General features: G+C 56.1%; 10 protein-coding genes. 4 read left to right on the top strand and 6 right to left on the bottom strand.

The genetic code is table 11. The annotated features are described in order from the left end of the window. Window positions 1-130 precede the first annotated feature (130 nt). Window positions 131-2,554, top strand: coding sequence for a glycerol-3-phosphate 1-O-acyltransferase PlsB (gene plsB / locus AC2CGP_RS19375; protein WP_015368765.1), 2,424 nt, complete (start codon window positions 131-133; stop codon window positions 2,552-2,554). Between the two features lie 52 nt (window positions 2,555-2,606). Here plsB and ubiA read toward each other — a convergent pair whose 3' ends face one another. The 5 genes from ubiA to malK all read right to left on the bottom strand — a co-directional run bounded on the left by ubiA (window position 2,607) and on the right by malK (window position 7,737). Then, a complete protein-coding gene (ubiA, locus tag AC2CGP_RS19370) occupies window positions 2,607-3,476 on the bottom strand; it encodes a 4-hydroxybenzoate octaprenyltransferase (protein ID WP_015368766.1) in 870 nt (289 codons plus the stop codon). Window positions 3,477-3,488: 12 nt separating this feature from the next. Further along, the gene (ubiC, locus tag AC2CGP_RS19365; protein ID WP_015704038.1) at window positions 3,489-3,986 is read right to left on the bottom strand and encodes a chorismate lyase; all 498 of its coding nucleotides are present in this window, start codon (window positions 3,984-3,986) and stop codon (window positions 3,489-3,491) included. Window positions 3,987-4,174: 188 nt separating this feature from the next. Continuing rightward, a complete protein-coding gene (malM, locus tag AC2CGP_RS19360; protein WP_032709602.1) occupies window positions 4,175-5,122 on the bottom strand; it encodes a maltose operon protein MalM in 948 nt (315 codons plus the stop codon). A gap of 107 nt (window positions 5,123-5,229) precedes the next feature. Beyond that, complete coding sequence (locus AC2CGP_RS19355) at window positions 5,230-6,528, bottom strand: maltoporin (protein ID WP_015704036.1); 1,299 nt, start codon at window positions 6,526-6,528, stop codon at window positions 5,230-5,232. Window positions 6,529-6,627: 99 nt separating this feature from the next. Further along, entirely contained in the window at window positions 6,628-7,737 is a 1,110-nt protein-coding gene (malK, locus tag AC2CGP_RS19350; protein ID WP_015368770.1) for a maltose/maltodextrin ABC transporter ATP-binding protein MalK, read from the bottom strand. 370 nt (window positions 7,738-8,107) lie between these two features. On the opposite strand from malK, the gene malE reads away from it, so the two are divergent. The 3 genes from malE to malG all read left to right on the top strand — a co-directional run bounded on the left by malE (window position 8,108) and on the right by malG (window position 11,877). Next, window positions 8,108-9,298: a maltose/maltodextrin ABC transporter substrate-binding protein MalE gene (gene malE, locus AC2CGP_RS19345; protein ID WP_015368772.1), complete on the top strand. Its 1,191-nt coding sequence runs from the start codon at window positions 8,108-8,110 to the stop codon at window positions 9,296-9,298. Between the two features lie 129 nt (window positions 9,299-9,427). Continuing rightward, window positions 9,428-10,972, top strand: a complete 1,545-nt coding sequence (gene malF / locus AC2CGP_RS19340; protein WP_213760070.1) for a maltose ABC transporter permease MalF — start codon at window positions 9,428-9,430, stop codon at window positions 10,970-10,972. Between the two features lie 14 nt (window positions 10,973-10,986). After that, window positions 10,987-11,877: a maltose ABC transporter permease MalG gene (malG, locus tag AC2CGP_RS19335; RefSeq protein WP_015368774.1), complete on the top strand. Its 891-nt coding sequence runs from the start codon at window positions 10,987-10,989 to the stop codon at window positions 11,875-11,877. A 193-nt stretch (window positions 11,878-12,070) separates the two neighbouring features. Here malG and psiE read toward each other — a convergent pair whose 3' ends face one another. Further along, complete coding sequence (psiE, locus tag AC2CGP_RS19330; protein ID WP_015368775.1) at window positions 12,071-12,481, bottom strand: phosphate-starvation-inducible protein PsiE; 411 nt, start codon at window positions 12,479-12,481, stop codon at window positions 12,071-12,073. Window positions 12,482-12,731: the final 250 nt, after the last annotated feature.

Raw genomic sequence — 12,731 nt, 5'->3', positions numbered from 1 at the left:
CAAAAAGAACCTTTTAATGTAAATGACGTCGCTGAGTGTACGTGTTTGCCGTGTGACAACGGAAATTTTGTACGCTTTCTGTTATTCTTGCCGCGCATTTGCATGATTAACCAGAGGCTTCACATCGTTTATGTCCGGCTGGCAACGAATTTACTATAAATTACTGAATTTACCATTACGGGTGCTGGTAAAAAGCAAGTCTATTCCGGCAGAACCTGCTCAGGAATTAGGGCTCGATACCTCGCGTCCGATAATGTACGTCTTGCCTTATAACTCCAAGGCGGACCTGCTGACCCTGCGCGCCCAGTGCCTGGCGCATGATTTACCCGACCCTTTTGAACCGCTGGAAATCGACGGCACACTGCTGCCGCGCTACGTTTTCATCCACGGCGGCCCGCGCGTGTTTACCTACTACACGCCGAAAGAAGAGTCCATCAAGCTGTTCCACGACTACCTGGATCTGCACCGTAACCATCCCGACCTCGACGTGCAAATGGTACCGGTGTCGGTCATGTTCGGCCGCGCGCCGGGTCGTGAAAAAGGCGAAGAGAATCCGCCGCTGCGGATGCTTAACGGTATTCAGAAATTCTTCGCCGTCTCCTGGCTTGGCCGCGATAGCTTCGTGCGTTTCTCGCCGTCGGTCTCTCTGCGCCGCATGGCGGATGAGCACGGTACCGATAAAATCATCGCCCAGAAGCTGGCCCGCGTGGCGCGTATGCACTTCGCCCGTCAACGTCTGGCCGCCGTCGGCCCGCGCCTCCCTGCCCGCCAGGATCTCTTCAACAAGCTGCTGGCGTCGAAAGCTATCGCCCGCGCGGTAGAAGATGAAGCGCGCAGCAAGAAGATTTCTCACGAGAAGGCCCAGCAGAACGCCATCGCGCTGATGGAAGAGATTGCCGCTAACTTCTCTTATGAAATGATCCGCCTGACTGACCGTATTCTGGGCTTTACCTGGAACCGTCTGTACCAGGGGATTAACGTGCACAATGCCGAGCGCGTACGCCAGCTGGCGCATGACGGCCATGAGATTGTCTATGTGCCTTGTCACCGTAGTCACATGGACTACCTGCTGCTCTCCTATGTGCTCTATCATCAGGGTCTGGTGCCGCCGCATATCGCTGCAGGCATAAACCTCAACTTCTGGCCGGCTGGGCCGATTTTCCGCCGCCTGGGCGCTTTCTTTATTCGTCGTACTTTTAAGGGCAACAAGCTCTACTCCACGGTATTCCGCGAATATCTTGGCGAGCTGTTCAGCCGTGGTTATTCGGTGGAATACTTTGTCGAAGGCGGGCGTTCCCGTACCGGCCGTCTGCTGGATCCGAAAACCGGCACCCTGTCGATGACTATCCAGGCGATGCTGCGCGGCGGTAGCCGCCCCATCACGCTGGTGCCGATTTATATCGGCTACGAGCACGTGATGGAAGTGGGTACCTACGCCAAAGAGCTGCGCGGCGCGACAAAAGAAAAAGAGAGCCTGCCGCAGATGATGCGCGGTCTCAGTAAGCTGCGTAATCTTGGCCAGGGCTACGTTAACTTCGGTGAACCGCTGCCGCTGATGACCTATCTCAATCAGCACGTGCCGGAATGGCGCGAAGCCATCGATCCTATCGAAGCCGTCCGCCCTTCCTGGCTGACGCCGACGGTGAATAATATCGCCGCCGACCTGATGGTGCGCATCAACAATGCCGGGGCAGCTAACGCCATGAACCTGTGCTGTACGGCGCTTCTGGCGTCACGTCAGCGTTCTTTGACCCGTGAGCAACTAACCCAACAGTTGGATTGCTACCTCGACCTGCTGCGTAACGTGCCGTACTCCACCGATTCGACCGCGCCGACGGCTTCCGCCAGCGAGCTTATCGACCACGCGCTGCAGATGAACAAGTTCGAAGTCGAGAAAGACACCATCGGCGATATCATCATCCTGCCGCGCGAGCAGGCGGTGCTGATGACCTACTATCGCAACAACATCGCCCATATGCTGGTGATGCCATCGCTGCTGGCCGCTATCGTGACCCAGCATCGCCGCATCTCCCGTAGCGAAGTGCTGCGTCATGTCGAGATGTTCTATCCGTTCCTGAAAGCCGAACTGTTCCTGCGCTGGGAAAAAGAAGAACTGGCGGGCGTTATCGATGCGCTGATGGCAGAGATGCAGCGTCAGGGGCTGGTGGTGCTGAATGGCGATGAGATGAGCGTCAATCCGGCTCACTCTCGTTCCCTGCAGCTGCTGGCCGCCGGCGCGCGTGAGACGTTACAGCGCTACGCGATTACCTTCTGGCTGCTGAGCGCCAACCCGTCCATCAACCGCAGTACGCTGGAGAAAGAAAGCCGCACCATGGCGCAGCGTCTGTCGGTACTGCATGGTATCAATGCGCCGGAGTTCTTCGATAAGGCGGTGTTCAGTACCCTCGTGCTGACCCTGCGTGACGAAGGCTACATCAGCGATACTGGCGATGCCGAGCCGGCAGAGACCCTGAAGGTCTACCAGATGCTGGCGGATTTGATTACGTCGGATGTACGTTTGACGATTGAAAGCGCCGCTCAGGACGACGCATAACGTTGCGGCTTCTGTTCCCCGGCTCGCGGCGCGAGTCGGGGAACAGAAGGATTTACTGCAGGTAACTCATCGCCAGACCGAGAAACAGCACCAGCCCAACGTAGTTATTATTCATAAACGCTTTGAAGCAGTTATCGCGTTCGCGCTTGAAGATAAGTTTCTGCTGCCAGACAAACAGTCCTGCCGCGATAAACAGCGACCAGTAAAACGCCCAGTTCAGCCCATTCAGCCAGCCTACAGCCCCCATCAATACCAGCACGGCAACCTGCAGAATACCGATAATCAAACGATCGTTTTCGCCGAACAGAATCGCCGTCGACTTAATGCCGATTTTGACATCATCGTCGCGATCGACCATCGCGTACTGGGTGTCGTAGGCTACCGCCCACAGAATATTGGCGAGGAACATCAGCCAGCAGCTGAGCGGCAGCGCTTCACTTACCGCCGAGAACGCCATCGGGATCGACCAACCAAAGGCCGCGCCCAGCACCACCTGCGGCAGATGGGTGTAGCGCTTCATAAAGGGGTAGACCCAGGCCAGCGCCAGCGCCGCGACCGACAGCAGGATGGTCATGGTATTGAGCGTCAGCACCAACAGGAAGGAGAGCCCCACCAGCACCGCGAATAATATGCGCGCTTCTTTTTCCGTGACCTCGCCGCTTGGTAACGGCCGGCGAGCCGTACGCTTAACGTGACCATCAAATTTACGGTCGGCATAGTCATTCACGACGCAGCCGGCGGCGCGCATCAACCAGACGCCAGCGACAAATACCGCCAGAATCCACAGCGGCGGTACCCCGGGTGAAGCCACCCATAACGCCCACAGCGTCGGCCACAGCAGCAATAGCGCGCCGATTGGTTTGTCAGTACGCATCAGGCGGTGAAACGCCAACAGCTTATTCTGCGTCAGACTCCACTCCATTTTCTCTTCCTCTTAATACAATGGCGATGCAGGCAGAAAAAGCTCTGTCAGCAGCAGCGGTTTGCCGCTCAGCCGGAGACGGGAACGTCGCCCCCACAGCTGTGCACTACGGCCAATCTCAATAAAATCACGGGTTAACGTCGACGACGTAAACAGATACCGACCCAGCGGCGTCTGCCCCAACTGCTGCAGGGCTAATTCCGGGCCGCATAGCGTCGATTCCGGCACGAGAGTACGACCGGCAAGCCAGGGTTCGCCATCGGCGCAAAGAATGATCTCCCGCAGCCAATACCGCGCCTCTTCCGGCAGCAGGGCTTCTTCGCCCGCCAGCGCGTCGCGCCCGACGAAACCTTCGTTAATCATGGTCACGGTGACCTTTTTCCCTTGTTGCTCAAAGCGTTTGGTCATTGAGTCTTCCAGCAACAGCCAGTCGCGCAGCGGCGCGTCCAGCTCGGGTATGGCGGCAAAATAGCGCAGCGCACGCAGTTGCGTAAGCGCAGGATGTGGCATGCCTGATTCTCCGGTACAAAACGTGCAGGCATTGTATCGCAGAATAGCGTTTTGAGGGCGGGCAAACGTCAATATACGATCATCCGCGCAACAGGCATGCAACAGTTGCCGCTGCGCGAGAAAAAAAAGTGCGTCCAGGCGGACGCACCTAAAGGCTGTGCCTAAACATCAGCATTGTGGGGAGACGGTCACCCCTTGCCTTTTACACTGCTGATAAAGGTGGAACGAGCAGATTTCGAGCCGAGGCGTTCAGCTTCGTTCATCAATTTCAGGGCTTTGTCGATATCGCCTTGCTTCACCGCCTGCTTAATACCGTTGTTGAAGTAGGTTTCGGTATCGTCAAGCATCGGTTCGCTTTTGGCTGCTGGGGCGGCAGCGACCGGTGCGACAACAGGCGCGGCGGCCGGGGCGTTATAGACCGGCGCGGCGGTATTGCCAACGGTGACCGGGCCCGGGCCAGAGGAGCCAAACAGCGGGCCCACCAGCACGCTGGAACTCGAAGACGTTTTCACCTTCAGGCTCAAGGTGCCGTCAGTGGTATGTTTAGCGATCGGATCCGGAATGTCCGGCACCGCGTTACCGGTGCCTTTCGCGTAGGCTTTCGCCGGGTCGATTAATTTGGTGGTCTGCTGCAGATCCTGCGGAGTGGTAAACACCAGCACATAAATTTTCTGCTGTCCCAGCGCCGGCGTCAGGCGCATTACCCCTTCCAGGCGGTCGGCGCTCATCACGCCCGGCTCCAGATAAGTGAAATAGCTGCTCGGGAAGAAGGCGGACGGCGTCATGCTCTGATCGAGGATCAGGACATTTGGCGCGTAGACGCTAGTCTGTTTGTCGACTTCACTGGTCAGCGTCAGGGTTAACTCGCCGATATTGGCCGGTACGCTATAGGCCACCACCGGCCCGGCGATACCGGGGACATTCAGCGTTTGACCGGCGATCGCCACTTTAGAGGTTTGGGTTTTCGATTGATCGACCGGCGTCCAGGTCAACTGCTGCAGCGAGGAAGCCGGGATTGACGGCGCGGCAGAGGTATTCTGCGGCACGAAATTGACATCAGCAAAACTGACTGCGGGTACGCTGGCCAGCAGGCCGGCGGACAGGCAGAGGGCAACGAGACTTTTCTTCATATTCATTGTTATCACCTCAATTCCTATGGCCGAGCGTTAGCCAGGCAATAGCGCGCTGGGCCGAAAACAGAGGGGCTGATGCCCCTCTTTTACTCATCATGATGCGGATAGCATTACCACCAGATTTCCATCTGGGCGCCGAAGGTCCACTCATCGTCGTCGCCGCGGCTGGAAGTGTTGATACCGGTACCAGAGGTATCGCGCATGGCGACGCCGCTATCGGTGTAACCCCACTTCTCATCCCACTTCGCGTAGGTGGCGAACAGACGAATTGCCGGACGGGACCAGATGCTGTCGCCCGCCTGCCACTGTTGCGCCAGGGTGATTTTGTACTGGTTGTTGCTGTCGCCGGTTTTCTGCGATTTGACGTTGTCGTAGCCGACTTCCAGCAGGGTGCTCATGATCGGCGTCCATTTGTACATAGGACGTACGCCGACGGTCCACCATTTGGTACCGTTGTTGTTGTCCAGGTTGACGTCCTGGTACATGGCGACGTACATCATGTCCCAATCGTCCGCCAGAGAGACCGCGCCGTGGTCAAGCACACGCCACATGGAACCATCGTTATTAATGCTGCCGCCCTGCGGTACGCCTTTGCCGTTGGAGGTCATGGCGTCGGTCGCGTACTGCAGAACAAATTTGTTGTAGCCTTTCAGGATGCTCTGGGTATGTTCAGCGGTGAACATCCAGCCATCTTTTGATGCATCCGGCTGCAGGTAGTAGTCATCCGGCACGTTGGTGTGACCATAGTCCACGCCCAGCTCCAGCGTACCGCCTGGGTTGGTTTCCATCTGAGCTAAACGCACATCGAAGACGTCGTTCGGTACCAGATGATCATAAACGCGTTCGCCAGTCAGCGGATCGCGGTCAGCATAGGTTGCCGAGCCGCCGGATTCAGAAGAACGAGTGGCGGCCAGAGAGAGTTTACCGAAGCCCAGATCGATGTTTTCGATACCGGCGCCAGGACCGGATATATCCCAGTAGTAGAAGTCGATCATGTGAACGTCATGACGCTGATAGAAGCGCTTACCGGCCCACAGGGTTGAACCCGGCAGCCAGTCGATCAGGTTTTTACCCTGCACGTTAACTTCACGGAAGGCCGGGCTGGTAGATTCCCAGTCGTTCTGCTGCGATACCGAGTAGGCAACGTTGGTATCGAAGTAGAAGCTCTTATCGCCCTCTTTCCACACTTCCTGGCCCAGTTTCAGTTCAGCGTAAGTTTCACATTCGTTACCGAGACGGTATTTACTTTGAGCGCCAGTGGCCTGGAAGCACTGCTGTTCGCCGCCGCTGCCGGTCCAGCCAATACCGGAACGCGCGTAGCCGTGGAAATCGACAGCCAGCGCCTGGGCAGACATCACGCCCGCCGCAACGGCTACCGCCAGTGGAAGTTTGCGCAGAGTAATCATCATTCTATCTCCTGAGATCATTGCTTTTCTTTGAACACTTCCCCGTCGGCCGCCGCATGGTTGGCTGCGCGCTGGGTTCGCGTCTTCTTTTAATGGGGAACCTTATACGCCTGGCTCTTTATGCAACCGACGACAAGCGGTGCCATCCTCACGGAATAAATGGCAGCGCTCCGGCGGCAAACCGATGGCGAATGTGGCTCCCTCTTCTACCAACACCACGTCATTCTGGCGGTACACCAGGTTCTGACGGATGGCGGGGATCTGGATATGAATTTGCGTTTCGTGACCAAGCTGTTCGACCACCTGCACTTCGCCCTCAAGGGTGACATCGGCGATGTCGCTCGGCAGCAGGTGTTCCGGGCGGATACCCAAAGACATATTGGCGCCGACCTGAACGTGGGCGCTGTCTACCGGCAGCCAGACCTGCTGGCGGTTCGGTAGTTCGACCTGTACCTGTTCAATGGCGGTCGCGGTGACTTTGACCGGCAGGAAGTTCATCTTCGGCGAGCCAATAAAGCCCGCGACGAAGCGGTCTGCCGGATAGTGATAGAGTTCCAGCGGTTTCCCGACCTGCGCGACGCGGCCGGCATCCAGCACGACGATTTTGTCGGCCAGGGTCATGGCTTCCACCTGATCGTGGGTGACGTAAATCATCGTGCGACCAAGGCGCTTATGCAGACGGGAGATTTCGATACGCATCTGCACGCGCAGCGCGGCATCGAGGTTGGACAGGGGCTCATCAAGCAGAAAAACCCGCGGCTCGGCGACCAGGGTACGGCCGATGGCCACGCGCTGACGCTGGCCGCCGGAGAGCGCTTTCGGCTTACGCTCCAGCAGGTGCGCCAGCTGCAACACCTCTGCAACCTGAGTCACGCGCTGGTTAATCACCTCTTTTTTCGCCCCGGCCAGTTTCAGGCCAAAAGACATATTTTCGGCAACGGAAAGGTGGGGATAGAGCGCATAAGACTGGAATACCATGCCGATGCCGCGCTCGGCGGGCGGCACATCGTTCATTCGGGTATCGCCAATAAACAGATCGCCGCTGGTGACCGTTTCCAGTCCGGCAATCATACGCAGCAGGGTGGATTTGCCGCAGCCCGACGGTCCTACAAACACGACGAACTCCCCATCCTGGATCTCGAGATTGATATCTTTAGATACCACCACGTCGCCCCAGGCTTTCGTTACATTTCGTAGCTGTACGCTCGCCATGCCCTTCTCCCTTCGTTACAACCTGTCACTTAAAGACACATTCAAGATGGGCTGACTATGCGGCATTCATTACGTTGGCAAATCCTCCACCCCCCGGGTTTTTGATGGGGGAGGAGACGGGAGGATGAGAAATTGCCTCTCGCCGCCGGAAGTTCCCGGCAAAAGGTCATTTCGTGATCGAAGCGACAAAAACGGTGGCTTTTTTATGTGCTCCAGGGCCCATTACCGGCATTTCTGCAATACGGATCACATAAACGGCGGGCGGGGCGTAGACATAGGGAGGATGGAAAGAGGTTGTTAAAAAAGGAAACTCATCAGCGTTAAACCACTCAAGTGTATCCACGAGCACATCACCAAATAGGACGGGTATATGAAAATCAAAACTGGCGCTCGCATCCTCGCGCTGTCTGCATTGACGACGATGATGTTTTCCGCCTCTGCCCTCGCAAAAATTGAAGAAGGTAAGCTGGTTATCTGGATTAACGGCGATAAAGGCTATAACGGCCTCGCTGAAGTGGGTAAAAAGTTCGAGAAAGATACCGGCATTAAAGTTTCCGTAGAACATCCGGATAAGCTGGAAGAGAAGTTCCCGCAGGTTGCAGCGACCGGCGACGGCCCGGATATCATCTTCTGGGCGCATGACCGCTTTGGCGGCTACGCGCAGTCCGGTCTGCTGGCGGAAATCACCCCGGATAAAGCGTTCCAGGACAAACTCTATCCGTTCACCTGGGATGCCGTACGTTACAACGGCAAGCTGATCGCTTACCCGGTAGCGGTGGAAGCCTTGTCGCTGATTTATAACAAAGACCTGGTCCCGAACCCGCCGAAAACCTGGGAAGAGATCCCGGCGCTGGATAAAGCGCTGAAGGCGAAAGGCAAGAGCGCGCTGATGTTCAACCTGCAAGAACCGTACTTCACCTGGCCACTGATCGCCGCCGATGGTGGATACGCGTTTAAGTTTGAAAACGGCAAATACGACGTGAAAAACGTCGGCGTCGATAGCGCCGGGGCAAAAGCCGGTCTGACCTTCCTGGTCGACCTCATCAAAAATAAACACATGAACGCCGACACCGACTACTCCATCGCGGAAGCGGCGTTCAACAAAGGCGAAACCGCGATGACCATCAACGGTCCGTGGGCGTGGTCTAACATCGACAAGAGCAAGGTTAACTACGGCGTCACTCTGCTGCCGACCTTCAAAGGCAAACCGTCTAAACCGTTCGTTGGCGTACTGAGCGCCGGGATTAACGCCGCCAGTCCGAATAAAGAACTGGCGAAAGAGTTCCTCGAAAACTACCTGATGACCGATCCGGGCCTGGAAGCGGTGAACAACGATAAACCGCTGGGCGCCGTGGCGCTGAAATCCTTCCAGGAGAAGCTGGAGAAAGACCCGCGTATAGCCGCCACCATGGCTAACGCCCAGAAAGGCGAAATCATGCCGAACATCCCGCAGATGTCGGCGTTCTGGTATGCCGTCCGTACCGCGGTTATCAACGCCGCAAGCGGCCGTCAGACCGTCGATGCCGCGCTGAAGGATGCACAGGGCCGTATCACCAAGTAATACCGTCGCACACGTGCCGGATGGCGGCATAAATGCCTTATCCGGCCTACACGCTTTGTAGGCCGGATAAGCACAGCGCCATCAGGCACTCTTGTCGACAGATATTTAACGTTGTAGAGGATGATCCCCATGGATGCCGTTAAAAAGAAACACTGGTGGCAAAGCCCGCAACTCACATGGTCTGTGATTGGTTTGCTGTGCCTGCTGGTGGGTTACCTTGTTGTTTTAATGTACGCCCAGGGGGAGTACCTGTTCGCCATCATGACGCTGATTTTAAGCTCAGTTGGCCTGTATATCTTTTCCAATCGCAAGGCCTATGCCTGGCGTTACGTTTATCCGGGTCTCGCCGGGATGGGGCTGTTTGTTCTGTTCCCGCTGATCTGCACCATTGCCATCGCCTTCACCAACTACAGCAGCACCAACCAGCTCACCTTCGAACGCGCCCAACAGGTACTGATGGATCGTTCTTTCCAGGCCGGCAAAGCCTATAACTTCTCACTCTACCCGGCAGGCGATGAGTGGCAGCTGGCGCTGACGGACGGTGAAAGCGGTAAAAATTATCTCTCTGAAGCCTTTAAATTTGGCGGCGAGCAGAAGCTGGCGTTAAAAGAAGCCGATGCCCTGCCGCAAGGCGAACGCGCGAATTTACGCGTGATCACCCAAAACCGCGCCGCGCTGAACCAACTGACCGCCGTGCTGCCGGATGAAAGCAAAGTGATTATGAGTTCGCTGCGCCAGTTCTCCGGCACCCAGCCGCTGTACGCGCTGGCTAACGACGGCACGCTCACCAACAACCAAAGCGGCGTGAAATATCGCCCCAACGCCGACATCGGCTTTTATCAATCCATGAATGCCGACGGCAGCTGGGGCAATGAGAAGCTGAGCCCGGGTTATACCGTCACCATCGGCTGGGATAACTTCACCCGCGTTTTCCAGGATGAAGGGATCCAGAAGCCGTTCTTCGCCATTTTCGTCTGGACCGTGGTGTTCTCGGTGCTGACGGTGATTTTGACCGTCGCCGTGGGAATGGTGCTGGCCTGCCTGGTGCAGTGGGAAGCGTTGAAGGGCAAAGCGATTTACCGCGTGCTGTTGATTCTGCCGTATGCGGTGCCGTCATTTATCTCAATACTGATTTTCAAGGGGCTGTTTAACCAGAGCTTTGGTGAAATCAACATGATGCTGAGCGCGCTGTTCGGCATTAAACCGGCCTGGTTTAGCGACCCAACCACCGCGCGCACGATGATCATCATCGTCAACACCTGGCTGGGCTACCCGTACATGATGATCCTGTGCATGGGACTGCTGAAGGCGATTCCGGACGATCTGTACGAGGCGTCGGCGATGGATGGCGCGGGGCCGTTCCAGAACTTCTTTAAAATTACGCTACCGCTGCTGATCAAGCCGCTCACGCCGCTGATGATTGCCAGCTTCGCCTTTAACTTTAACAACTTCGTGCTGATTCAACTGTTAACCAACGGTGGCCCGGACCGTCTCGGCACCACCACGCCGGCCGGTTATACCGACCTGCTGGTGAGCTACACCTATCGCATCGCCTTTGAAGGTGGCGGCGGTCAGGACTTCGGCCTGGCGGCGGCTATCGCCACGCTTATCTTCCTGCTGGTTGGGGCGTTAGCGATTGTGAATCTGAAAGCCACGCGCATGAAGTTTGATTAAAGGAGATAACGATAATGGCTATGGTCCAACCCAAATCGCAGAAGCTACGTTTATTTACCACGCATCTCCTGCTGCTGATTTTTATCGCCGCGATTATGTTCCCGCTGCTGATGGTTATCGCTATCTCGCTGCGCGAAGGCAACTTCGCGACCGGCAGCCTGATCCCGGATACCATCTCCTGGGAGCACTGGCGTCTGGCATTAGGCTTCAGCGTCGAACACGCCGATGGCCGGGTAACGCCGCCGCCGTTCCCGGTCCTGCTGTGGCTGTGGAACTCAATTAAGGTGGCCGGGATTACTGCGATCGGCATCGTCGCCCTCTCCACCACCTGCGCTTACGCTTTCGCCCGTATGCGCTTCCCGGGTAAAGCGACGTTGCTCAAAGGGATGTTGATTTTCCAGATGTTCCCGGCGGTACTGTCGTTGGTGGCGCTGTATGCGTTGTTCGACCGCCTCGGTCAGTATCTGCCTTTCGTCGGCCTCAACACTCACGGCGGGGTGATCTTCGCCTATATGGGCGGCATCGCGCTGCACGTCTGGACGATTAAGGGCTACTTCGAAACTATCGATGGTTCACTGGAAGAAGCGGCCGCGCTGGATGGCGCCACTCCGTGGCAGGCCTTCCGCCTGGTGCTGCTGCCGCTGTCGGTGCCGATTCTGGCGGTCGTGTTTATTCTGTCGTTCATCGCCGCGATTACCGAAGTGCCGGTGGCCTCGTTGCTGCTACGCGATGTGAACAGCTATACCCTGGCGGTGGGGATGCAGCAGTATCTCAATCCGCAGAACTACCTGTGGGGCGACTTCGCCGCGGCGGCGGTACTGTCGGCGATTCCGATTACCGTCGTCTTCCTGCTGGCTCAGCGTTGGTTGGTCAACGGCCTGACGGCGGGCGGGGTGAAAGGTTAAGTTTCATCATGTTAGACCCTTGTTTTATCGCCCCAAATTTCAGAGAGGGTGGGATGTGGTACACGACCCCAACCGGGTACGGCAGCCCACCTCTCCCTGAAAAAGTAGGGCAAATGCCACTGCAATCCTCTACTGGACCCTACATAAATTTCATTTGTGATTGTCGGTCAAGCGGCCCTGGAGGCCGCTTTTTTTATTCCCGTTTCAGGCGGTTGGAATTACACAACCACAGGGTAATCACCAGGATAAGGATCGCCGCAGAGTAAATCAGCACCGCCATCGGCGACTCATGGTCGACGATAATAAGCCGAACAATCGCCGTAATGCCGATATAGACGAAATAACGCAGCGGGAAGTGAAAACCGGACTCAAAGTATTTCACAATCAACGCGATAAATTCGAAGTAGAGAAAATAAACCACCAGCCCTTCGACCAGCTTGTACTTACTCACCGGCTCCGGCGTAAACAGCACGTGCGCCAGATGCAGGGTCTCCTTTCCCAGGAACACCACCAGAATAATTCCCAGACACAGCAGCGCCAGGTTGAGCACGGCCTGCATGGCCTTCGCAACAAAATTAACCAGCGGACGATATACCGACGGCATAGTGACACCTCAAATGCATGAACGTTATTGATCTGTATAGCGCAAAAGTGTGATCCAGATCTACTTCGCTTTGCGAGCAGCATCGGTCCTTCAACGCGGTAAATGCAACTAAGAGAAAGTTTTACTTCCTACAATGCTGTGAGCAAGTTAACTAAATCATCCGTTACGCTTAGGATAAAACCAAATAACCAACTGAAATTTAAAACATTTACCATTTGAAACAGTTATATCTTAAAACCTGCCACAAGAT

Source organism: Klebsiella sp. SYXHC3 (genome assembly GCF_057196925.1).
Note: the sequence above shows the minus strand (reverse complement) of the source record. Positions and strands in the feature narration are given on the sequence as shown.